This window comes from Paenibacillus sp. FSL H3-0286 (assembly GCF_045040705.1).
GTDB lineage: Bacteria > Bacillota > Bacilli > Paenibacillales > Paenibacillaceae > Paenibacillus_AQ > Paenibacillus_AQ odorifer.
In genome coordinates, this window is record NZ_CP150285.1 from 4,813,160 (window position 1) to 4,836,878 (window position 23,719).

The window sequence follows — 23,719 nt, forward strand, 5'->3', positions numbered from 1 at the left end:
TGAAATAACACTCCAGTACATATCAAAATAAAGACTCTGCGTACACAAAAACTGCTAATCAGGCATAACGTCTTCAGCGTCCTTATAAGGACGGTAAGCGTATATGCGTGAAATATAAGAATGTATAGAACAAAGCTTATACTTTCTTATATTCGCAAAAATTTCTTGCACTCTGCTCAACTATACTCATCTCAACTCAACTAAACTCTTCTATACTCGGCTAATTACACTATACATGATGACAAGGGTCATTGACAACCCACAACTCAAATTTAAGACTTACTCTGCGACAAATCCGGACGAAGCTTCTGAGCTTCATTCAGATACACATGGCGGATCTCACGCTGTGATTTATCCGTATTAAACTGCACCATTAACCGGATACACATCGGCAGGCTGCCTTTGACCGGGATCTCCGTAGAACACATAAGCGGCACCATTTCCCAGCCCTCAATCTCACGTATGGCTCTTGCCGGAAAAGTAGCATCCAGATCATTGGTCATCGTAATCCATACATTGCTAATATCCTCAGCTATAACATTATTGCGTTCAACGATCTCCCGCAGCAGCACAACGGTTTCACGCAAAATCTCTGTTTCTTCGTTATTAATCACGGTAGTTGCTCCGCGAATCCCTCGATTTACCACGGTTTCCCCTCCTTTTTAAGCTCTGCGAGAACCTCTCGCACAAGCGATTCCTGTACATCGTTTACAATACTAACGGCTCCTATGGCATCAGGCACAATAAAAGTCATTCTGCCTTCTTTGAATTTCTTATCATGCATCATCGCTTCCATTAGCTCCTCTTCATCATATTCAGAAGGAAGCTGTATAGGCAGTGAAAGGGCAGATAACATAGATACTGTATCCTCATAAATGGATCGGTCACGTCCAAGCTTTACAGCCAGCAGCGCCGAACCCGCCATACCAATCGCAATCGCTTCACCGTGCAAAAACACACCATATCCGCCAACCGCTTCAATAGCATGGCCGATCGTATGGCCTAAATTCAGGATCGCCCGAAGTCCATGCTCACGTTCATCGTTCGCCACGACATGAGCTTTGATCGCACAACCGCGCTCAAGGGCATAACCGAGGGCTTCAGCATTCAGAGCAAGCAGCTCATCAGCATGTTCACGGCACCAATATGCAAATTCTTTGTCCATAATCAGACCATGCTTCACTACTTCAGCTAAGCCAGAAGAGACTTGGCGTGGCGGAAGCGTGCGAAGGGTATCCAAATCGTAAAGCACCAGCGAAGGTTGATAGAACGCACCAACCATATTTTTGGCTAGTGGATGATTGACAGCCACTTTGCCGCCTACGCTGCTGTCATGGGCCAGAATCGTCGTTGGAATTTGTAGAAATCCTATTCCGCGCATGTAGGTAGCTGCTACAAAACCAGCTAAATCACCAACAACTCCGCCACCTAAAGCCAACACCGCTGAGTTGCGATCCAGTCCCGCTTGAATCGCGGTCGTCATAACCTCTTCATACACGGTTAATGATTTGGATGCTTCCCCTGCCGGCATAATATGGCTTACTACGGTATAACCTTGCTGACGTAGAGCTTCTTCAAGCGCCGGTAAATACCGTGGAGCTACTTCACTATCACTCACAACCAGTAGCGGGCTACGAGTGGACAGTCCAGCCTCAGCACAGTACTGGCCAATGTTCTGCAGCAGACCACTACCGATGTGGATTGGATAAGAACGATCTCCCAAATCTACATTGATTGTACGCATGATTAATAACTCTCCAATTGTGCAAGATAGTTTTCATAGTTCGCTTTAATTTCTTCGAGAGAATCCCCGCCGAATTTATCAAGAAATGCTTTGGCAACTTCCCATGCCACTACGCTTTCCAAAACCACACATGCCGCTGGAACCGCACATGCATCCGAACGTTCTACTTGAGCTGTAAAAGGTTCTTTCGTATCGATATCTACACTTTGAAGTGGCTTATACAAGGTAGGAATAGGCTTCATAACACCACGAACCACTACCGGCATGCCATTCGTCATCCCGCCTTCAAAACCGCCTAAACGATTGCTTGCGCGATAGTATCCTTTAGAAGCTTCATACATAATTTCATCATGGACTTGCGATCCACGCAATTTTCCTGCTTCAAATCCAATGCCGATTTCAACGCCTTTGAAGGCATTAATCGACATCACTGCCCCAGCGATCGCCCCGTCCAGCTTCCGGTCTGACTGTACATAGCTGCCAAGTCCAATGGGCAGTCCTTCGACGATACATTCAACGATTCCACCGATGGAGTCTCCCTCTTCCTTGATCTGATCTATGTAAGCCTCCATTTTCTGTTCTGTTTCTTTGTCGACAACTCTGACAGAAGACTGTTCTGTCCGTTCAATCAGTTCATCGATAGGCAGATCATTTACAGGTGCCTCAATTTCACCAATGCGAATGACTTGACCTGCTACTTTCACACCAAAAGCTGCCAGCAGCTGTCTGGCTACAGCGCCACATGCGACTCTGGCTGCGGTTTCGCGGGCACTGGAGCGCTCCAGAACGTTGCGAAGATCCGTATGATTGTACTTCAATCCACCATTCAAATCTGCATGTCCAGGACGCGGCCGATTTACCCGGCGTTTTTCTTCATCACTGCCTGGAATAGGTTCAATATTCATAATGTTCTTCCAGTGAGTCCAATCCTTGTTCTCTACTACCAAGGCTACCGGAGCACCCGTAGTATAGCCGTGACGTACTCCACCTACAATTTGTGCCGTATCTTTTTCAATCTGCATGCGGCGTCCACGTCCGTATCCCTTTTGTCGACGATGCAATTGAAAGTTAAGCTCTTCAAAATCCAAAGTTAAATTACTTGGCAATCCCTCAATAATAGCCGTTAGCTGGGGGCCGTGCGTTTCCCCCGCTGTTAAATAGCGTAAACTCATGATGTCTTCCCCCTTTTATACTTTTAAACTGTAAACCGCTAAAATCCTATGATCTTTGCTCATTATAGTATAGGGAATCCGCTTTGACAAGAAAGGGATCTCCCTAGAAACACTGTATGTATACCGAAATAAAAAGCGCCATCCATACCCTTAAGAGTATGAATGGCGCTCCTCGGCTCGGTCCTCAGCTTGTTAGCTGCCGAGCCGCTGGCTTGGTGAAGGGAATGTAGACTTACGCTCTTCCAGCTGCAGAAGGCGCTCCAATTGCATTTCTTCCACACCGAGAATTTGCCCGCACTCACGAACGGTGATAAAGCCTCGTTTGTACGCGGCAATGACCTTGCTTTTGTCCATCGGTTTAACTTTCCTTTCACTTAGCGTACAGATTCTACTATCCAGTATCACTGAACTTTTGCGAAAGTATACCTTTGAAGTTAATGGCGAAGGAGCAAAAAGTATTTATTTTTTACGATAGAAAAAAGTTTCCGTCGATTCAAAGCCATATTGAGCCGGTGTAAAGATTTGCTCTGTGCTGCCCACAAACAAATAACCACCCGGACGTAAGCTAGCCGAAAACTTATGATAGAGCTTGTTCTTCGCTTCTTCAGTAAAATAGATCATAACATTGCGACAAATAATAAGATCGAAACCTTCGTCGAACTTGTCCAAGAGCAAATTTTGTTTGCGGAAATCTATGTTTTTCTTAAGTGAATCGCTGACCTTGAAGACAGGGCCTTCCGGCGTAAAATAACGTGCTGCCACGTCTTTCGGCACATCCTTTAAAGAACGTTCCAAATAAAGACCCTGCTTTGCTTTGGATAAAGCGCCATCATCAATGTCAGTGGCAAGAATACCTGTCTGCGCCAATATATTCTTGTCCGACAAAATCATAGCCAGCGTGTAAGGCTCTTCGCCTGTGGAACATGCCGCGCTCCACAGCTTTAATTTGCGGCCCGACTGCTGGAGGTCAGGGAGGATAATATCCCGCAAAACTTCCCAGCGATTCGGATTCCGCCAGAACTCAGAGACATTGATCGTCATTCGATCTAAAAATTCATAAAATAAGTCCTTATTTTTCATCATCGCCGCAAAAAAATCACTGAAGGTATGATACCCATTCTTCATCCGAAGAGTCGTCAAACGCCGCTTCATCTGTGCTTCTTTATATTGAGCCAGATCAATTCCGGTGCTTTGTTTAACGTTGTGAATAAATCCGCTATAATCTGGATCTGTTGTTAATGCTGCAACATTACGATCAGACATGTTAATCCCCTGCCTCCCACCTGGACCTTACATCCAGACTGCGATGTCTTTGTTATACTGATTCAGTTCATCTGGAGCAAAGAAATTAGCAATTTCCCGTTCTGCACTTTCAGGCGAGTCTGATCCATGAATTAAATTAAGTGGTGTATGGCTGGCAAAGTCGCCACGAATCGTGCCTGGCAGAGCTTCTCCAACTTTTGTTTTGCCTATGAGTGTCCGGGATAAAGTTACGACATCATCGCCTTCCCATACCATTGCAAACACTGGACCTGAAGTGATGAAAGAGACCAGCTCTGAAAAAAAGTCTTTGCCTGCATGCTCAGCATAATGTCTTTTCGCTTGATCCTCACTAACTGTAATCAGTTTAGCAGCGACCAATTTAAACCCCTTATCCTCAAAGCGGGCAACAATACGCCCTATTAATCCACGTTGAACTCCATCAGGCTTGACCATCAGATACGTCTTTTCCATAGAAGCACTCTCCATTTTCCCATTTGAAGGGTTGTTTTGACGCTATCTTAACAGAAACATTGCTTTCTGGAAACGTTTAATTTCAATCTCACCAGAAGATCAATAACTTCTACCTGTTATAAAATACGCAATATCGCGCAGATTGCGCTTAGTCTTATTGTTAGGCAATTGTTCCAGCGCCGCCAGCGCCTTGTCGATATAACGTGAAGCGAGCTCCTCAGAACGGGCGATTCCGTCTCCGGAAAGAATGAGATCAATCGCATGTCCTACCGTGCTATGTCCCTCACGTATAGACTTCAGTTCCTCAAGCAATGACTCGCGCAGTCGCTCATCCTCAAGACTATAAATCACTGGAAGTGTAATGTTTCCTTGCCGCATATCACTGCCCGGAGGTTTACCGATCTGTTTCTCTGTGCCTGAGAGATCCAGTAAATCATCACGAATCTGGAACGCCATACCCACGTTATATCCATAATTATAAAGCAGACGAGCTACTTCTGGATCTGCCTCAGCAGCAAGAGCGCCGAGTTGGCAGCTAACTGCAATCAGCAGGGCTGTTTTGCGGCGGATACGCCGTAGATAATGACGTACACTTTGCTCACTGTTGAAAAAGTCACGAATCTGCTCCATCTCTCCGATCGACATTTCGATCATCGCCTTAGACAGAATTTGATGAATTCGTGGATTCTTCAGCTCCGTAGTCATAACCAGCGCTTTTGCATATATGTAGTCACCAGTGTACATGGCAATTTTATCGCCCCATTTTGCTTTCACGGTGAGTTCACCACGGCGCAATTCTGCATCGTCGATCACATCATCATGGACCAGTGAAGCGCTATGGATCAACTCTAACGGTATCGCCACCCGTTTCAGTTTTTCCAGATCATACTTACCGAATTTCCCGCCCATTAGGACAAATACGGGACGTAATCTTTTGCCGCCTGCCTTTAATAAATGCAGGGAGGTTTCTGTAAGCAGATCGTCATCCCCCTGTACACTGCGGTACAGCTCTTTTTCAATCTGATCCATATCTCTGTTCAGTAATCCGAATATTTGCAGTCGTTTCATTCTTTCACCCGTGTCAACAGTTTATGGCTCCAAATCTCCATCTTCACTTCCTGCGGCAGCAGGCCCATCTCATAGGCATAGCGGAAATAGAGGTTCAAACCTTGCTGCTGCCTTTCTCCAAAATCATAACATAAATTGCGGAAGTACCCTTCCCAATAAGACTTTGTTCCTCCAATGTTAGAACAAGCTGCTTGTACAATAGGATCTAAATCTCTCAATCCCCGCATTTTACTCTCGGCAAAAGCCTCTGCAATCTCAGAAATAGCTTCCGGTTTGTCCTCCGCAGCCTTTCGATTCACTGCCCAGACCGCAAAGGTCATCCCTAAGCCCGTCCATTCCTTCCAAACCTCAGCTAGATCAGTAACGATATAACCTTGATCCTGCCATGAGGCCTTAATAGCATTATCACCAATTAATAAACAGGCATCCGCTTCATGCATCATGTCATCCAAATCAGGATTAGCGCTAATATACTCCGGTTTATTGCCAAAAGCTTTTTCCATTAAAATTTTCAGCAAATTTACTGAGGTTGCAGAAGTATTCGTAACAGCGATCTTACCGCTGCCAATCTGAGCAAATGGCACCCTGGAAAAAAGGAATATTGATCTCACAGGACCGTCCGCGCTAACCGATAAATCAGGTAGAAGTAATAATTTGTCACTGGCCTCAGCATAAGCAAAAGAGGATAAAGCACCTACATGAATAGTTCCACGGCTCATCCCCTGATTAAGAATGGCAGGTACCTCACTCACCATCTCTGCAGGATATTTCAGTGCAGAGGGATGAAAATTGTGAAATACCGGCCATGAGTTGGTATAGCTGATTTTGCCAATGATGGTGTGGCTGTTATTGTCCATCCTTTCAATCCCCCCATCTTCGAAATAAATTGTGTTCAATATTAAAGCTGTCAAGCACTTTGCCCACCATGAAATTAATCAGATCATCCATACTTTGCGGCCCAAAATAAAAAGCCGGCATTGCGGGAATCATCCGAACTCCCAGACGGGACAGCTTCAACATATTCTCTAGATGAATAGCATGCAGTGGAGTCTCACGAGGTACAAGCACCAGTGGGCGGCCTTCCTTGAGCATAACGTCAGCAGCACGTGTCATCAGATTATCAGAGGTCCCATTCGCTACCGCGGATAATGTTCCCATAGAGCAAGGCATAATAATCATCCCTTCCACACGAAACGAACCACTTGCAATGGATGCGCCGATATCCGCAACAGGATGATAAAGCAGAGAACCGGGATAGCCTTTGAACCTTTCGTTCAAAAAGCCCTCCCGGTCTGATGCGATATAGCCAAGTTCTTCTTTAAATACGCGCCAGCCCGCATTGCTAACTACCAAATGCACGGAGTAGCCTAGTGACAGCAAGGTTTCAGTTAGACGAACACCATATATCACACCGCTTGCTCCTGTAATTCCAACCACGATGTTTTTCGGTTTAGTAAGCGTCATTAGTAGAACTGCACCACCAAGTCAATCAAAGTGAAAGAGAACACCACGATGCTCAATACGCCGTTCATAGTGAAAAAAGCAGTCTGCAGACGGCTCAGGTCACTCGGAGATACAATGTAGTGCTCATAAAAGAGAATGATATATGCGATGATCATGCCTGCTACATACCACCAGCTTAAATCCGTCATAAACAGCAACGATACGAAACCAATCGCCGTGAGAATGTGAAATACGCGGGCAATAAAGAGTGCACCTTGAACCCCGAACCGAACCGGAATGGACTTCAAGCCCTCTTTTAGATCAAACTCAACATCCTGACAAGAATAAATTACATCAAAACCTGCAGTCCAAAACACAATAGTGAAATAAAATACCATTGAAGTCCAATTCACACTACCAGTTACAGCTACCCAACCGCCTAAAGGTGCAAGCGCAATGGTCAGACCGAGGATAAGATGGCAGGCCCATGTAAAGCGCTTAGTAAATGAATAAATGACAAGAAGGAAAACTGCGATTGGCAAGAGCTTGGCCGACAAAGGATTCAGCTTAAAGGCTGCCCAAAAGAGTAAGAAAAACGAAATGCCGATAAAAATGACGACTTCACCGATCTTCAATAATCCTGCAGGAATAGCTCTTCCCGCTGTGCGTGGATTCTTAGCATCACTTATCCGGTCAATCAGTCGATTCAGACCCATAGCAGCGCTCCGTGCCCCAAACATAGCCACTACGATCCAACCAATCTGGCTCCAGGTAGGTAGTGTGCCAAACATGACAACGGAACCAAGTAAAGCGCCCATAAAAGCAAAAGGTAAAGCAAATACCGTATGTTCAAACTTGATCATTTGTAAAAAGATACCGATTTTCTTAAACATTCCCGTTCTCCTTGAGCCCAATATGTAATGCCGCGATGCCTCCGGTCAAGGGGAAGGATTCCACTTTTTGCAGTCCGGTTTCACGGAAAATAGCAGCTAATTGCTCCCGGTCAGGGAACAGCGCCAGCGATTCTGGCAACCATTTGTATTGCTCATACCTTTTAGCGAATAACTTGCCCAGCAATGGGAGTACACGCTGAAAATAAAAGAAATAGATACCTTTAAACGGTTGTTTCATCGGCTTGGAAAGCTCCAGGCAGACCACCATTCCTCCGGGCTTCACCACCCGTTTCATCTCGTTCAGCACTTGAACAAGATCCGGTACGTTGCGGAGTCCAAAACCAATCGTTGCATAATCAAATGCGTTGTCTTCAAAAGGCAACTCCATAGCGTTGCCCTGTACGAGAGAGATCCGGTCCTGAAGCTTGCGCTCCTCCACCTTACGGCGCCCCACTTCAAGCATGCCTGCACTGAAGTCGAGCCCTATCACATTCCCTGTCTGTGAGGCTTCGGCCAAGGCAATGCTCCAATCGCAAGTGCCGCAGCATAAGTCTACAGCTGAATCCCCGCGCTTCATACCCATCTTCTTCATCGTGAACTTACGCCAAGCCTTATGGCGGCGAAAGCTTAAGATGTCATTCATCAAATCATATTTACCTGCAATACTCTCAAACACCGAGTGCACAAACTGTTCCTTCGGCTTGCTGTTATCACCCACAGCAGTTGTAGTTTTGTCCATAGTCATCCACTAACCCTCCACGGCTGCTTGTCCTGAGACTTTCATCTGCAGGAGAATACGATCCAGCGCTATCTCAAGCTCTCTAAGCAGGCTTTCGTCTTTAACGCTTTGTAATAGTCCCTGAATCGACTGAATCGACTGATGGAGCTTGTCCGTCAGCAGAGAATCACATTTATATTTCATCTTCAGCATCTTCCAGTCCTTCTGATCAAGGTTCTGGTCTTGAAGCTGTTTGCGTTCTTCCTCTGTCGCTGACTCCAGCATCTTCCAGTAGCAATAACCATTGCTTGCATTCTCAAGGTTATCACAACGCTGAAGCTCTATGGCAACAGTTTCGCACTGACTGAACTCTGTCAATAACTTCTCCCACAATTCCACTAAGGAATTCTCGATCATGGGCGTAAAAGAAAGGAACAGCCGCATATTGAGCTGTACCATGTGCCGCAAGTATTGTTCAGCCGAAAGACGGATTCCTCTCATCTTCACATAGAGGTTCGCTTTCAAGACATTGAAATCAGCAATCGCCTTACTCAAGATTCCAACCATCTCAATCTGATCACTCTTTGCAAGCAGATGGTAAAACCAGCTACTAAAATAATCACCAGCCAATACCTTTAATTGACGGGAACGCATAGGATCTCCACCGCGTCTATCATTCGAGCGGTCAATTACCTCATGTGTATCTAGTCCAAGTTGAATAAGTGCGGTTACGAGCGTATACAACTCACCAGTACTTCCTTTTACAGAAGATCCATGGTTTAGAAAAATATATAACAAATGACCCCGGCCATCAGAAAACGGCGGCAAATCCGTATGCTTCTGAATCATGTCGTAGTCGGTGTAGGGTTTTGCCAGTTGCGGTATGCAGTACGGTTTCATTTCAGCCTCCGAAGCCATTGACATTTATATTAATTCCTTTGTTCACAATCTTGTCTATTATATCACATGTTTTTTTGTCACGCACTGTGATACAACTGAGTTTCTTTTATTCTTCTCAAGGATAAATGAACTGCTTCTTCCAGAGCTCAGTCTCACTAATACGGAAGCCTGTCTTGAGACGCTCGGATATGGGGAGATTACCCGCAGACTGAAGTTCATTCTGGAGTTCAACGGACCACTCCGCGCGTCTGATATCCCCTGCTAGCAGCAGCCGGCGGCTATCCAGCCATTTATCCATGACCACGATGCGCAGCAGAAGCTGATCCACATTCAAGGTTTCTTGAAAAGCAAAAGAAATAGTCTGTGCCATATTTCGATAAAGCTCCTGGGGTTCATGATCATTTCCGCTCACTTTTAAATCCAGAGACAGAACGTGATCCTCCCAGCCTACGCTATCAATGGATAAGGTCAATGGAAGTGCGCCAAGAACATCAACAAGATTATCGTTGTCTAGCACCGTGTTATGGCCGCCAGTAAAAGTCTCCACTGCACCATTTCTCTGCTGTAAGGTTGAATCCATATCTGCCACTTTGGGCAATATTACAGCAGAGGTTGCAGTCAAGAGTAATACGGCTCCAACCCACCAGGCCTTGTTCATGAACACGCCCCCCTTATCCATAATTCCCACTCTTAGCGGAATACGATCATTTCTCTTTACTATATTTTGAAAAAAAGCAGGCTATGCCTGCTTTTCAGCTTTCACTTTCCAATTGTCCGTGCTTTGTCCATATTTCAGCCTTACCGCGGATCTTCATCGCTGAGGTATGATCAGTAAACTGGGCAATCAATACCTCACCCTTATCCAGCTTCTCTGTATGATGAAAACGTGTATCTGTACCTCTGGTTAACCCAATGACCTGAACGCCATTATCTTTAGCCTTAACCACAATATAGTCGCTGCCCGTTGGAAGCGGAGTAGTACCCGTATTTTTATCCATCATCACTCATCCTCCTCTAAACCTATTATACAGTTCATAGTATTTCAAAAAACAAATGCCGCCTTGGAGGGCGGCATAGTTGTTCTTAAAAAGACTATGGGATAGGTATGTAGAAATCTTTATTTGATTCCGTCTTTCAGCGCCTTACCGGGTTTGAATGCCGGTACCTTGCTTGCAGGAATTTCGATTTCTTCACCAGTTTGCGGGTTACGGCCTTTACGTGCAGAACGCTCACGCACTTCAAAGTTTCCGAATCCAACCAGTTGTACTTTATCACCGCTTTGCAGTGCTTCTGTAATTGCTTCGAAAACCGCATCTACAGCTTTAGTAGCATCCTTCTTGGGAAGTTCAGTTGCTTCTGTAACTACATTGATCAAATCTGATTTATTCATGTTTTCTCACCTCCCTGAGTAAATTCTCCGGTATCATACACTGTTTCCGTTTCAACGTAAAATATACGTGATAATCCCGTTTAAAACATAACTTTGGCGCCCTTAGACCTTGAAGCGCAACAAACTTATAGTAATACAGCCCATCCATAAATTCAAGCTGTTACTCAAAAAAGGAGCAGAAATTATCATCTATCCTTGCATATTTATCTAAATTCAATCTAATTTGTTAGACCTATAGGAGCATTTAAGGTCTTTATTTCATCAGAATAATTGAGTCAGATTCACCGTTATTATAGGAACTAGGAATCAAGTTTTAGGATAGATACAAATAAAAAGAGCAGGATTTCTCCCACTCTTTGAATTTATTTATATTCAGCTTAGAGAATAATTGCAATAAGTCCGCCGGAACCCTCATTTATAATGCGACCAAGCGTTTCTTGCAGTTTGTAGCGCGCATTATCCGGCATCATAGCTATCTTGCCTTGAATTCCTTCTCTTACAATGGAGTGCAGGGAGCGGCCAAAAATATCGGATTCCCAAATCTTAATAGGATCATTCTCAAAGTCCTGCATCAGATAACGAACCAGCTCTTCGCTTTGCTTTTCCGTTCCGATGATTGGCGAGAATTCAGACTCCACATCCACCCGAATCATATGAATGGATGGTGCCGTAGCCTTTAAGCGAACCCCGAAGCGAGAGCCCTGACGAATCAGTTCTGGCTCGTCGAGTGCCATTTCGGCTAAAGATGGAGCCGCGATACCATAGCCAGTAGTCTTGACCATTTCCAAAGCTTCTGAGAATCGGTCGTATTCTCGTTTCGCATGTGAGAACTCCTGCATAAGCTGGAGCAAATGATCCTTACCGCGGATCTCAACCCCAACCACTTCCATCAGAACTTGATCGTACAGCTCTTCTGGAGCATACAGGTCGATCTCTGCTACACCCTGACCCATGTTCATACCACTTAGGCCAGCTTTATCAATAAAGTCATATTCGGTGAACTGAGATACGAGGCGGTCAACATCCCTCAGGCGGCGAATGTCTTTTACCGTATCGCGAACGGAGTTCTCATAACTACTACGTAGCCAGTGGTTTTCTCCAAGCACCATAACCCAGCTTGGCAGATTTACATTTACTTCATGCACTGGGAATTCATAAAGCACTTCCCGCAGCACACCAGTTACGTCATCTTCGCTCATGTTTGCGGCGCTTAGCGTCATAACTGGGATATCGTATTTGATGGCTAGCTCGTTACGGAGCTGCTGCGCTTCCTCACTGCGTGGCCGGGTGGAGTTAATGACAAGCACAAACGGCTTACCCACTTCCTTCAGCTCTGCAATGACGCGCTCTTCAGAGTCCACGTACGAGTTCCGCGGAATTTCTGCAATCGTACCATCTGTTGTTACCACTACACCTAGCGTTGAATGCTCCTGAATAACCTTACGTGTCCCGATTTCTGCCGCTTCCTGAAAAGGAATAGGCTCTTCAAACCAAGGTGTAGAGATCATACGTGGTCCATTTTCATCCTCGTAACCTTTTGCACCCTCTACAGCGTAACCTACACAGTCTACCAGACGAACATTAACCTCAAGCCCTTCCGCAACCTTGATTTGGACTGCGTTGTTTGGCACAAACTTCGGTTCTGTCGTCATAATCGTTTTGCCTGCTGCGCTTTGCGGAAGCTCATCCACAGCTCTTACTCGATCAGCCTCATTCGTGATGTTTGGCAGGACAATTGTTTCCATGAAGCGCTTGATAAATGTCGATTTCCCCGTGCGAACCGCGCCGACGACGCCAAGATAAATGTCTCCGCCGGTACGCTCGGCAATGTCCTTGAAAATATCCACTTTTTCCAAAAGAGATCCCCTCCTCATATTACTCCGAAGAAAAAATGCCTGAAGAGCATCGACTTCGCGTTCCGCCGGTAATCTGACCCTTGCAGGACATCAACCGGACTTATCGTATGCCCGCCCGAAGCCTAGCTGCTTTCGACCGGGACGTACTTGCCCCGCGCTAAACTCCGAATGCTCGGACATGCATTTGGACTAGTATCATCATATGTATCCGGAACGAATTTATGACCCGTATTCGCGCATTTCCCAATGTAATTTCAAAAAAAGTTAAGTCTGCGCGCCGCAAGGCGTCTGACGCCCGGAAGCTTACTCATCCATCTTATGAGGTAGGATTCGTTGATAGAACTATTTTTAGTGGATGCTGAGATTAAAAGGTTATAAACAAAAAACGCCTAATGCCCCGGATAAAACCGAAGCTTAGACGCTTTTAAACTATAACTCTAACTTGGAGGCTGTGGGATCGGCTGATTATTAATCCATAGATACGGCAAAGACTTTACGGGAACGTAATATGAAGCTTCCTCCAGATCCAGTCGCAAGTCCTGATTCTTGTCGTGCTCTCCACCCTTCTTATCGACGGCAGCCATGATATCAAAAACATAATCTACGTAGACAGTTCCATCCTTATCCATGATAAAGTCAAGAACTTGACCGGAATAGACGCTAGTTAAGGTTATAGAGCTTGTACCCGCCTGCTTATGATCAATGGTATACAATCCGGGGTATAGCTCATCAAGCACAGGCAGGTTGCCGCCATGAGCTGATTTATAGCGGTTAACCTGTCGTTGCACGTCATTCACCTTTTGAACCGTAACAAGGTCCATCACCTTCACCACAGGATCAATTTCCTCATTCAAAATAAGAAAATAAGCACTTCCACCCTGCTCAAAAGCGGTAGCCGGTATATCATCCAAATATCCCTTATTATTCAACTTCCCCAGGTCAATACGAAACTTCTCATACCTTGGAGTAGTTTCATCCGCATTAAGAATGGGCAGTACCCCTTCCTCCTGTTGATAATCATCAACGGCTGCTTGTATCCGTTTAACACTTTCCCGATAATTAACACTAGCCCGCTTCTCTTCACCTGGGTATAGACAGCCCGAAAGCGTAAGCGCGAGCGATACCATCCCTAGCAAAAGCTTGGCCCCTGCCTTCAGTTTCATTTTATATCCTTTAAACTCCAACCGAGTCCCTCCCACGGTGACATTCTTACGCTACCACAGCTCATCTTCTTCCCCACGCCGCGCTGCTTCAAGCTTACGGCGCACCGCAGCCTTCAGTGGATCTTCCGGCACCTGAACGGTTACGTCGCTCCATACGGCAGCCTGACAGGCCAGACGCGTTCCTTCTTCTAAGGCCGATCCAAGCTTACGCCGCTCAATATCACCGGGAGGCCTTACTGCAGCAGCCTCTTCCTTCGCGACTGTAACCTTGCACATCAGACAGCCTGCTTTGCCTCCGCATCTAGTTGTTATTGGCACTCCTGCTTTACGAGCAGCCTCTAATAACGAAATGCCACGGTTCACAACAGCTTTACGACCTTCTGGTTGAAATACAACGGTAACTCCTTTTTGTGATTTCATGATGTTACTTCCTTCCTCAACACTATGTAACTGCTTACATAATTGAAACAACTCCGCCCAATAGGCCCACTAACATGATGACAAAAGCAAGTATAGACAGTACAGCCTTAAGCAATCCCTTGGTTTTGCTCCGAGCAAAAGTTATAAGAAATACTGATAATCCCATAATCAGCATCGCAATCAGGGATAACCACATTTTTGTCATCGGATCCATGGTCAAAGCCCCCATTCGCCTGTAATTTATTAGGGACTATTATATCATGACCTTATCCTTTTCTGTAAAAAAACATCATTTTTTATGTATTATTTTAAATAGATTACGCTTCGTGAAAATTATCAGGAATATAAAAAAAAAAGCAAAAGACGACGGAATCATTCATTGATCCGTTTTCTTTTGCTCACCCAACATAAAGCTATTTTTTAAGCATCATTTTCATTAAAGACTCCATTGTGCTGGAACCTGCGCCGCCTTTTTTAACGGCATTGATAATCTCCTGCACAGTAGCTTCACTGACCGGCACTTTCGCCATTGATGACACCTGCTTAATTAACTGGCGGAGCTGGGCTTCATTCTGCGTAGTTCCTGGCTTTACCGTACTGGCTAGCTTTTTGACGGCACTTTCCGTAATGTTCTTGCCCGCCTTTTTGTTAATGGCGTTCAATGCATCCTTGGAAAAATCTCTGCTCACTTTTCATCCCTCCTCCGTCAATCCCCATTACAACATATGAGAATTTGTGGAAAAAGGTGAACAGGATCAGGAATGCCACTGCTCCCAAGTTTCCTGGGAGATCGACTCAAGCTCAGGCTTACGATCACGCCCCATCAAGGCTTCAACCGCACTGCGTGGGCTTCTTCCTTGAAAGAGCACATGATAAATCTGATCCGTAATCGGCATCTGCACACCCAGCTTGAGCGAAATTGCATAAGCTGCTTCGGTAGTACGAATACCTTCGACTACCATCCCCATGGATTCCAGCACCTCGGCCAGCGGCTTGCCTTGACCAAGCATGGACCCAGCGCGCCAGTTACGGCTGTGCTGACTAGTAGCCGTCACAACAAGGTCGCCAATTCCGGCAAGGCCGGCAAAGGTCAAAGGATTGGCTCCAAGCTCAACTCCCACCCGAGATATCTCGGCGAGTCCACGGGTCAAAAGGGCTGCTTTAGCATTGTCCCCATATCCAAGGCCATCGGATAGACCTGCACCAAGGGCAATAATATTCTTAAGAGCTCCGGCAAGCTCTACCCCTACCTGATCACGATTCGTATATACACGGAAATCGTTGTTGATGAACAATTCCTGCGCTTCGGCGCTACGTTTGTCATCAGGTGAAGCAACTACAACGGTTGTAGGACACCGGCGTACAACTTCCTCTGCATGACTTGGACCGGAGAGGACGACGATCTGCCCTTCGTCACAGCCTAGTTCCTCTGCAATTACGATGGACATCCGCTTATTGCTTTCCGACTCAAAGCCCTTCGTAGCATGAACACATAACATGTCATCCTTCCAGAATGGCTTCAGACTGCGAGCAACCTGCCGCATTCCTGAAGACGGAGCTACAATTACAACCGCCTTAGAACCGGACACTGCCGTTTCCATATCCGTAGTTGCAATAATGTTAGCTGGCAGTGCGATGCCAGGCAGATACTTATTATTCGTATGAGAGCCATTGATCTCGGCAGCTTGATCAGAGTTGCGTGTCCACAGATAAACTTCCGAGTGGTTTGCAGCCAGCACACTAGCCAGCGCAGTTCCCCAGCTCCCCGCTACAAGTACGGTAACTTTATCAGACAACACGATTCCCTCCTTTAACTTTTGAGCCTATCTTGTTCTCACGGCCTTCTACAATCTTTACAATATTCGTCCGGTGCCGCCAGAAGGCGAAGACCGCAATAATAATACTGGTCCAGAGCACAGGTTGTGTAAATCCTGTCAACAATAAAGCCACTGGTGTCAGTGCTACAAAAATTAATGAGCCAAGGGACACGTAACGTGTGATAAAGATAGACAGGATGGCGATGATACCGGCGAGCAGCGCTGGCCATAAACAAAGCGTAGCCATAACACCGATCGTAGTAGCAATGCCTTTCCCCCCACGAAAACGAAAATAGAGCGGCCAATTATGTCCGATGATGGCCGCGATTCCACAAAGAGCCGGAACCCAGGTTCCCCAACCGCCGACCCAGGTTCCTAACCATACAGCGGCCACCCCTTTCAGCACATCCAGCAACAGCACTAGTATTGCAGGACCTTTACCCAATACACGCAGTGTATTGGTAGCCCCCGCATTTCCGCTTCCGTATTGACGGATATCAATTCCCTTTAGCAACTTTGCAAGCAGTACACTAAAGCTGACAGAACCAAGCAAATAGCTTACAACGATAACCAGAAGTTCAAGCGCCACACTTCTTCTCCCCTAACCTTCGTTTTCGGATTTGCGCCGTGTAAAGAGACGGATTGGTGTTCCTTCGAAATTAAATGCTGCGCGAATTTTATTCTCCAGATAACGTTCATAGGAGAAGTGCATCAGCGACGGATCATTCACGAACACCACAATCGTAGGCGGCTTAACCGCAACCTGCGTTACATAGTTAATACGCAAGCGACGGCCTTTGTCAGTTGGTGGAGGGTTAATCGCGATTGCATCAGATACAACGTCGTTCACCAAATGTGTAGTAATGCGCAGTGCGTGCTGTTGAGATACATGCTGTACAACAGGCAGCAGTTTTTGCAAACGCTGTTTGGTTAAAGCCGACAAAAAGACAACCGGTGCGTAACTCATAAACAAGAAATGGTCACGAATCTTAGTCTCGAAGTTCTGCATAGTCTTATCGTCTTTCACAATGGCATCCCATTTGTTGACAACAAAAATAGATGCTTTACCAGCTTCATGTGCATAACCAGCAATATGCTTGTCCTGATCGATGATGCCCTCTTCGCCGTTAATTACAACGAGGACCACATCAGCCCGTTCAATCGCACGCATAGCTCGCATAACACTGTATTTTTCAATGTTCTCGTATACCTTGCCTTTTTTACGCATACCTGCCGTATCGATAAGCACATAACGTTGCCCATCACGTTCAAAAGGAGTATCGATAGCATCTCTTGTAGTCCCTGCAATATCGCTGACGATAACACGTTCTTCGCCCAAAATCGCGTTAACCAGAGAGGATTTACCTACATTCGGACGGCCAATCAAAGCTACACGAATGACATCCTCATCGTATTCATCATCTATTTTCTCAGGTAGGCGTTCAACTACAGCATCTAGCAAATCGCCGAGTCCGGTTCCGTGACTACCAGAAATTCCGATTGGATCGCCAAAACCAAGGCTATAGAACTCATAAATATCATCCGCACGCTTCATATTATCCACTTTGTTGATGGCAAGAACGACCGGTTTACCTGAACGGAACAGAATCTGAGCTACCTCTTCATCTGAATTCGTCACACCACTCTTCGCCTCACACATAAATACAATAACATCCGCTTCTTCAATCGCCAGCTCCGCTTGAACACGGATTGATTTCAGAATTGTATCTTCTCCATCAATTTCAATACCTCCGGTATCAATCACACTGAACGACTTACCGTTCCAATCTGAAATACCATAAATCCGGTCACGTGTAATCCCCGGCTTATCTTCTACAATGGCTAATCTATCGCCAATCAGCCGATTAAATATCGTCGATTTTCCGACGTTAGGCCTCCCAACAATTGCCACAACGGGTCTTGCCATATTCATTCCTCCTGTCATCCTTACGTTACTCATCATAGCAAAAAACATTTAAATTGGCTAACAATCATGTTAACTCTCAATAATCCGACCAGTTCCGAAAAAAAGACAATCGGCGAACCCCCGTATCGAGGGCTCGCCGATTACTTTACCCGTATATTCAAAAGCTCGTTTAGGGATTAGTTATTACCCTTAAATTTGTCCAGCTTGTCACCAAAACGTTCAGCAAGCGTAAAGCTAAGGCCTTCGTTGCTAAGGGAAACGTTAGGGTTGTTCAGAACTTCTTTAGGAGCTCTGTCTCTGCTATTGTTGCGTTCAGGTCTAGCAGATGGAGCTGGAGCTTCTTCAGTTTCTTTGATGCTCAGGCTAACACGTTTCTCGGATGGATTGAAGTCCAGAACTTTCACTTGAACTTCTTGTCCTTCTTTCAATACTTCGTGTGGAGTAGCGATGTGTTTGTGGGAGATTTGTGAGATATGCACAAGACCTTCCACACCCGGAAGCAATTCTACGAATGCTCCGAAGTTCACAAGACGTTTTACAACGCCTGTTACAACATCACCGATGTTGATTTCGCCAGCAGCAGAGTCCCAAGGACCTGGAGCAGCAGCTTTGATGCTCAGGCTGATTTTTCCTTTTTCAGGATCAACCTTCAATACTTTAACACGTACTTTATCACCTTCAGATACTACATCAGAAGGTTTCTCTACGTGACTCCAAGCGATTTCAGATACGTGTACAAGACCGTCAACTCCGCCCACATCAACAAATGCGCCGAATTGAGTCAGACGTTGTACTGTACCTTCGATGATTTGGCCTTCAGATAGTTCAGCCATAATTTTCAGCTTGTTAGCTTCGAATTCTTCTTCAAGAACTTCTTTAGCAGACAAGATTACTTTGCTGTTCTCACGGTCAAGTTCTTTCACTTTAACGCGCAAGGTACGGCCTTTGTAATCGCTGAAATCTTCAACGAAGTGACGCTCTACCATGGAAGCTGGGATAAATCCGCGAGCTCCAACATCAGCTACGAGGCCGCCTTTAACAACGTCAGCCACAGTAACTTCGAAAGCTTCTTGGGAAGCGAAGTATTTCTCAAGATCTTCCCATGATTTTTCACTATCAACAGCACGTTTGGAAAGAACAAGGCTTTCCTTGTTGTCGTTGATGCTGACAACTTTACATTCTACTTCCTGTCCAACTTCTACTGCTGCAGCAGCGTTGTCCAGTTGTACTGCGGACAATTCGCGAATTGGAATCACACCGTCGTATTTATATCCAATGCTTACATAAGCTTGGTTATCTTCGATTTTGACGATTGTTCCTTTCACGGTATCGCCTTTTTTCAGAGAAATGATTTCCAAGTCAGCTTGGTTAGTCACTTCTTCTTCGTTAACGGCAGCAACTTCTTCTACAGCTCCGTTATTTTCTGTCACAGCGGAATCCACCGCTTCTACGGATTCATTCTTTTCCGCAGCTTCCTGATTTTTAATTTCTTCAGACATGTGATTAGCCTCCTCGATTCAAAACCCCATTTATTTAAACCTGCGTATAGCAGAGTTCAAAACAAGCAATGCATAATATTTCACTTACACTTGATGATAGTATGTTCCAAAAAATAGCGGCTATGCCGTTATTTAATCAAAACATTGGGCAAAATTTGTTGTTCTGCTCATCCCTTAACTAGCACTTGGTTTACCTGTCTCTTTCATCTCACGGATGCGATCCATAATGACATCGGTAACAGCCTCGAGAGATTCGCTCCCCGCACCGGCAAATTGACTAAGGTCTACAGGAGCACCGTAGACAACGACCATGCGTCGAAAGGGTTTATACTGGCCGATAATAGCCGCTGGAATAACTGCTGCGCCACTTCGAAGTGCAAAGCTAGCAGCACCCTTCTTGGCCACTCCGGCATCAGAGTTACGCGTACCCTCCGGGAAGATACCCATGACATTACCATTACGAAGTGTGTTAAGGGCCGTTTTTATGGATTCTTTGCTTACGCCGCCACGTTTCACCGGAAAAGCACCCAATTTATTAATGAGCCAGCCAAGCACCGGAACCTCAAACAGTTCAGCCTTAGCCATATACTTTACCTGACGGTCCAGCTTAATTCCAATAGTCATTGGATCAAGCAGACTAATGTGGTTAGCGCAGAGCAGTACCCCGCCCTCCTTTGGCACATTTTCTTTCCCCACAATCTTAAGTGGGAAAAGGATTGCGTAAATCAAGCGAAGCAATCCAACACAAATTGCATAAATCATAAATGATTTCTCTCCCCGTCAACATGAGATCTACAGTGGGATACAATGGCCTCCACAACTTGATCGATATTCATTAAGGTCGTATCCAGAAGAATAGCATCTTCTGCACGGCGCAGCGGTGAAATCTCCCGTCCTTCATCCAGACGGTCCCGCTTTGCAATATCGTGTTCAAGCTGCTGAAGCGTCACCGATTCCGCGTCTCTCAGTTCCTTATAACGACGGAGAGCTCGTTCTTCCACACTTGCCGTCATAAAAATCTTTACCTCGGCATCCGGCAGCACGGTTGTACCGATATCGCGGCCATCCATTACCACGCCTTTGCGAAGCGCCATCTGACGCTGCAATTGACTCAGTCTGGATCTTACATCCTCGATTTTCGCATACTGCGACACAAGGCCGCTAACCTGAAGGCTCCGAATATGTGGGGTCACGTCTTCCCCATTAATCAGCACCTTCTGAATGTCTCGTTCCGGAATAAGTTCAATCACCATGTCGCGAACCTTCTCGTTCACTCGATGCTGATCTTCCGGTTCAATGCCTTCTTGGATCATATACCAGGTGATTGCCCGGTACATTGCACCAGTATCGACATAGATATAAGACAACTTCTGGGCTACCAATCGGGCTACAGTGCTCTTGCCTGCCCCGGCAGGTCCGTCGATGGCGACGTTTATTCTGTCATAAGTATGTGTACCCTGCCTATCCAACGGGGCATTCCTCCTCAAACACTCTTTCATAAAAAAAGCATCTAGCGTTACGAAAACTATTCCTGCAATATCAAGGAGCACACATAAATTGTTATGCTTGATGATATTATCAAGAAAAAAGCAGGCATTGCCTGCGACTTATAAAATTATACCACAGTTTATACTTCAGTGCAAAATCAGACAGCTTAATAGAGCTGTAAAAAACGCTTATCTGTTGCGGAAATCAAACTGACGTTCGAAGCAATAACGGATAATTTTCTGGCGTTCCAAATCTGAAATAGCGACAAATTTCAACATCGCTAAAAGGCGTCCATTCTCTAGCTTTTTAATGCGCACTACTTCACCTTCAAAATTGACATGCTCCGTGCTTCCGTTTCGATAAGGTACCAGTACCCAGCAGGACAATTTATTACCAACCTCCAGCTTAACCTGGTTATCCACCAAAAAGGAGATTCCTCCACCACCAATATCATCTGTACGAACCAGGAACCGTTTGCCAAGGCTATCCTTCACAGCAAGCTCTAGATCTGCATTCACTCGGAAAAAGCTTCTTCTCTGGATCTTAAAAATCGAATCTGTCTCCGGCTTTTGAATCCGGACCATACGAATTACATCTTCTTTAAAGCCCAGTACATAAGTATTAAAGTAATTTTTGATGCCACCCTCAGTTAAAAAATAAACCGAAAGCTCGTCCCCCATAAAGAGCCTTTTTAGACGACCATTGCTCTCCTGCATAGGAATTTCAATCAGGAATGCGTCTTCTTCCGTCTCTGCAATTCTTGATCTATATTCAACTTCTGCTTCAGCAGCGTCACTGGAAGCAACCTGTATGTATAGATATTCGTTAATTTTAGGATACAAAGATGTCACCGCCACATCAGTTTAGTAATTATCACTACCCCTGATTATAGCATGGGAATATCAGCCAGTCAGATATATTTTATAGATATTGCAAAAAAAAGGGACGCACCCAACTGCTGGATGCGCCCTCCCTTTATTTTGCCTCAGACCCCGAAGAAGGTCTGATTTCTTCCACAGACTCTTCAATGCCATCCTCGGCGTTAATGTAAATACGATACTTTGAGCCATTGACCCCTCCACCGAACTCGTAAGTCAAGACCTCGACGGAATCATCATTTTTAATCCAGGACAAGCGATTGTATTGTTCCTTGAAATCAGAATTCAGAAATTTTCTCGCCTCTGCAAGGGTAAGCTTTGGTTTTGGAAGCTTCCGGTTGTCCTTGTGCTCATTGACGTATTCGCTGGCCTCAAAACCGATGGTATCACCTGTATCCAGCCCCATACGAATGGTCATCTTTTCAGGATAAATCAATACATCATTCTGTTTGGTTACAAAGGTCAAATTCCCGATATTATCGTAACGATCAGCGCTGACTGCAGTCATATGGGGATATCCTTTTTTCTCAAGAAACTGCTCTGCTTTGGTAACGGCTTCTTTAATAGAAACTTTGGCAGGGCCAACCTCACGGTTGTCATAATAAGAGATCAGCAACCCGCCATTTTTGGTGAAATCCATACTAATGGTGTGCTTCTTATTCGAAGCGCTAACAGTTGCTGTATAGGATGGCCATTCAGTGTTCTTCCCATTTTCTTTAACATCCACTTTAGCATTGGAGCCCGCATCCGCGAACTTCAACGCCTTACGTTTGATGTCTTCGGCAGTCACGGGGGTACCTCCGAGCATTTTGACGGAACGTTTATCGTAGATGCTTGCTACTGAAGGTCCCCAGTCTAGCTCAGGGTATGCCCCTACACGTTTATCCACTGTTTTGAAGCCGTCGATAATCGTGTTGTCCTCCGCTTTATTTTCTGTCGCCAACGCCGTTTCAACATCCATCCAGCGCAGCCGATTGCCAATGACTTTATTTTGTACCTCTTGCAAATCCTTAGAGATTTCTCCTGAGTTCTTGTACAATGCTTTTAGATTGCTCAGCTCTCCATCTGTCAGAGGTTTTTTAGTGAAGTCACGAATCCCGGCTTTATAAGAAAAGTTGGAGATTTTGGACAGAAACTCCTCTGTTTTGCTAAATGGCAGCAAGGTCAACGGCAGCTGGTTAATCTCATTTTGGGCCTCACTAGTCATCCGCCACACATTCACAAGTCCTTTGCGGTGCATCCCATTAGAAGCAGAGTTAACCGCAAGCGTATTTCCAAGCTCACCATGAAGACGGTCCACATGATAGGACAAATCATGAAAGGCGCGTTGATATTGGTTCTCCGCCTTAATTAGTATTGAATTCTTCTCCTGATTCTCCTGATAACCCCACACAAGCGCACCAATCAGCAGCAGCGCGGTCAGCGGGAACATTACAGCACTTAATCTTTTGTACATAGGGCTACAAGACTCCTTTCGATAGCTTATTGGCGTTAGTTTGACAATAAACTAGGAGTCTTATGCACTGAAGTTGCTACACAATGTGACTATAACGTCCGTTCATGCTCTCTCTTCAATCTCAAAGCCACTGCTATTACTGCAAAGGCATTG

28 protein-coding genes are annotated in these 23,719 nt (G+C 45.4%); all 28 read right to left on the reverse strand.

The genetic code is table 11. The annotated features are described in order from the left end of the window. Window positions 1-272: 272 nt before the first annotated feature. The 28 genes from aroH to ypeB all read right to left on the reverse strand — a co-directional run bounded on the left by aroH (window position 273) and on the right by ypeB (window position 23,566). Window positions 273-647, reverse strand: coding sequence for a chorismate mutase (gene aroH, locus MHB37_RS21655; protein ID WP_076127508.1), 375 nt, complete (start codon window positions 645-647; stop codon window positions 273-275). Then, window positions 641-1,744, reverse strand: a complete 1,104-nt coding sequence (gene aroB, locus MHB37_RS21660; protein WP_076302761.1) for a 3-dehydroquinate synthase — start codon at window positions 1,742-1,744, stop codon at window positions 641-643. The genes aroH and aroB overlap by 7 nt, the downstream gene beginning before the upstream one ends. 2 nt (window positions 1,745-1,746) lie before the next feature. Continuing rightward, window positions 1,747-2,916, reverse strand: a complete 1,170-nt coding sequence (gene aroC, locus MHB37_RS21665; RefSeq protein ID WP_076302762.1) for a chorismate synthase — start codon at window positions 2,914-2,916, stop codon at window positions 1,747-1,749. 192 nt (window positions 2,917-3,108) lie between these two features. Next, a complete protein-coding gene (locus MHB37_RS21670; protein WP_179088774.1) occupies window positions 3,109-3,270 on the reverse strand; it encodes a hypothetical protein in 162 nt (53 codons plus the stop codon). A gap of 105 nt (window positions 3,271-3,375) precedes the next feature. Beyond that, complete coding sequence (locus MHB37_RS21675) at window positions 3,376-4,179, reverse strand: protein-glutamate O-methyltransferase CheR (protein WP_036676236.1); 804 nt, start codon at window positions 4,177-4,179, stop codon at window positions 3,376-3,378. 27 nt (window positions 4,180-4,206) lie between these two features. Next, the gene (gene ndk, locus MHB37_RS21680; protein ID WP_076127503.1) at window positions 4,207-4,650 is read right to left on the reverse strand and encodes a nucleoside-diphosphate kinase; all 444 of its coding nucleotides are present in this window, start codon (window positions 4,648-4,650) and stop codon (window positions 4,207-4,209) included. 99 nt (window positions 4,651-4,749) lie between these two features. Then, window positions 4,750-5,718, reverse strand: coding sequence for a polyprenyl synthetase family protein (locus tag MHB37_RS21685; protein ID WP_076127501.1), 969 nt, complete (start codon window positions 5,716-5,718; stop codon window positions 4,750-4,752). Next, a complete protein-coding gene (locus tag MHB37_RS21690; RefSeq protein WP_076127500.1) occupies window positions 5,715-6,575 on the reverse strand; it encodes a menaquinone biosynthetic enzyme MqnA/MqnD family protein in 861 nt (286 codons plus the stop codon). The genes MHB37_RS21685 and MHB37_RS21690 overlap by 4 nt, the downstream gene beginning before the upstream one ends. Before the next feature lie 4 nt (window positions 6,576-6,579). Next, complete coding sequence (locus tag MHB37_RS21695; protein ID WP_405168486.1) at window positions 6,580-7,182, reverse strand: UbiX family flavin prenyltransferase; 603 nt, start codon at window positions 7,180-7,182, stop codon at window positions 6,580-6,582. After that, a complete protein-coding gene (locus tag MHB37_RS21700; protein ID WP_076127498.1) occupies window positions 7,182-8,054 on the reverse strand; it encodes a UbiA-like polyprenyltransferase in 873 nt (290 codons plus the stop codon). Before MHB37_RS21700 ends, MHB37_RS21695 begins: the two co-directional genes overlap by 1 nt. After that, window positions 8,047-8,793, reverse strand: a complete 747-nt coding sequence (locus MHB37_RS21705) for a demethylmenaquinone methyltransferase (RefSeq protein WP_076127632.1) — start codon at window positions 8,791-8,793, stop codon at window positions 8,047-8,049. Before MHB37_RS21705 ends, MHB37_RS21700 begins: the two co-directional genes overlap by 8 nt. A gap of 9 nt (window positions 8,794-8,802) precedes the next feature. After that, complete coding sequence (locus MHB37_RS21710; RefSeq protein WP_076127631.1) at window positions 8,803-9,672, reverse strand: heptaprenyl diphosphate synthase component 1; 870 nt, start codon at window positions 9,670-9,672, stop codon at window positions 8,803-8,805. Window positions 9,673-9,787: 115 nt separating this feature from the next. Then, window positions 9,788-10,330, reverse strand: a complete 543-nt coding sequence (locus tag MHB37_RS21715; RefSeq protein ID WP_280753030.1) for a hypothetical protein — start codon at window positions 10,328-10,330, stop codon at window positions 9,788-9,790. A gap of 94 nt (window positions 10,331-10,424) precedes the next feature. Next, complete coding sequence (gene mtrB / locus MHB37_RS21720; RefSeq protein WP_051490908.1) at window positions 10,425-10,673, reverse strand: trp RNA-binding attenuation protein MtrB; 249 nt, start codon at window positions 10,671-10,673, stop codon at window positions 10,425-10,427. Window positions 10,674-10,789: 116 nt separating this feature from the next. Then, entirely contained in the window at window positions 10,790-11,062 is a 273-nt protein-coding gene (locus MHB37_RS21725; protein ID WP_036676223.1) for an HU family DNA-binding protein, read from the reverse strand. A gap of 377 nt (window positions 11,063-11,439) precedes the next feature. Next, the gene (gene spoIVA, locus MHB37_RS21730; protein WP_036676222.1) at window positions 11,440-12,918 is read right to left on the reverse strand and encodes a stage IV sporulation protein A; all 1,479 of its coding nucleotides are present in this window, start codon (window positions 12,916-12,918) and stop codon (window positions 11,440-11,442) included. A 437-nt stretch (window positions 12,919-13,355) separates the two neighbouring features. After that, entirely contained in the window at window positions 13,356-14,102 is a 747-nt protein-coding gene (locus MHB37_RS21735; RefSeq protein WP_280753029.1) for a hypothetical protein, read from the reverse strand. A gap of 30 nt (window positions 14,103-14,132) precedes the next feature. Next, the gene (locus tag MHB37_RS21740) at window positions 14,133-14,501 is read right to left on the reverse strand and encodes a 2Fe-2S iron-sulfur cluster-binding protein (protein WP_036676220.1); all 369 of its coding nucleotides are present in this window, start codon (window positions 14,499-14,501) and stop codon (window positions 14,133-14,135) included. Between the two features lie 34 nt (window positions 14,502-14,535). Continuing rightward, window positions 14,536-14,715, reverse strand: coding sequence for a DUF2768 family protein (locus MHB37_RS21745; protein WP_036676218.1), 180 nt, complete (start codon window positions 14,713-14,715; stop codon window positions 14,536-14,538). Between the two features lie 199 nt (window positions 14,716-14,914). After that, window positions 14,915-15,190, reverse strand: coding sequence for a stage VI sporulation protein F (locus MHB37_RS21750; RefSeq protein ID WP_038572437.1), 276 nt, complete (start codon window positions 15,188-15,190; stop codon window positions 14,915-14,917). 66 nt (window positions 15,191-15,256) lie between these two features. Continuing rightward, window positions 15,257-16,297 carry an NAD(P)H-dependent glycerol-3-phosphate dehydrogenase gene (locus MHB37_RS21755; RefSeq protein WP_076127494.1) on the reverse strand — a complete coding sequence of 347 codons (1,041 nt, stop codon included), beginning with the start codon at window positions 16,295-16,297 and terminating at the stop codon, window positions 15,257-15,259. Next, window positions 16,290-16,907, reverse strand: a complete 618-nt coding sequence (plsY, locus tag MHB37_RS21760) for a glycerol-3-phosphate 1-O-acyltransferase PlsY (RefSeq protein WP_036676213.1) — start codon at window positions 16,905-16,907, stop codon at window positions 16,290-16,292. Before plsY ends, MHB37_RS21755 begins: the two co-directional genes overlap by 8 nt. A gap of 12 nt (window positions 16,908-16,919) precedes the next feature. After that, complete coding sequence (der, locus tag MHB37_RS21765) at window positions 16,920-18,245, reverse strand: ribosome biogenesis GTPase Der (protein ID WP_036676212.1); 1,326 nt, start codon at window positions 18,243-18,245, stop codon at window positions 16,920-16,922. Window positions 18,246-18,421: 176 nt separating this feature from the next. After that, window positions 18,422-19,744, reverse strand: coding sequence for a 30S ribosomal protein S1 (gene rpsA, locus MHB37_RS21770; RefSeq protein ID WP_280753028.1), 1,323 nt, complete (start codon window positions 19,742-19,744; stop codon window positions 18,422-18,424). 174 nt (window positions 19,745-19,918) lie between these two features. Next, window positions 19,919-20,506: a 1-acyl-sn-glycerol-3-phosphate acyltransferase gene (locus MHB37_RS21775; protein ID WP_036676211.1), complete on the reverse strand. Its 588-nt coding sequence runs from the start codon at window positions 20,504-20,506 to the stop codon at window positions 19,919-19,921. After that, a complete protein-coding gene (gene cmk / locus MHB37_RS21780) occupies window positions 20,503-21,213 on the reverse strand; it encodes a (d)CMP kinase (protein WP_254848699.1) in 711 nt (236 codons plus the stop codon). Before cmk ends, MHB37_RS21775 begins: the two co-directional genes overlap by 4 nt. Window positions 21,214-21,420: 207 nt before the next feature. Beyond that, entirely contained in the window at window positions 21,421-22,074 is a 654-nt protein-coding gene (locus tag MHB37_RS21785) for a flagellar brake protein (protein ID WP_036676209.1), read from the reverse strand. Window positions 22,075-22,207: 133 nt separating this feature from the next. After that, window positions 22,208-23,566, reverse strand: coding sequence for a germination protein YpeB (gene ypeB / locus MHB37_RS21790; RefSeq protein ID WP_076127490.1), 1,359 nt, complete (start codon window positions 23,564-23,566; stop codon window positions 22,208-22,210). Window positions 23,567-23,719: the final 153 nt, after the last annotated feature.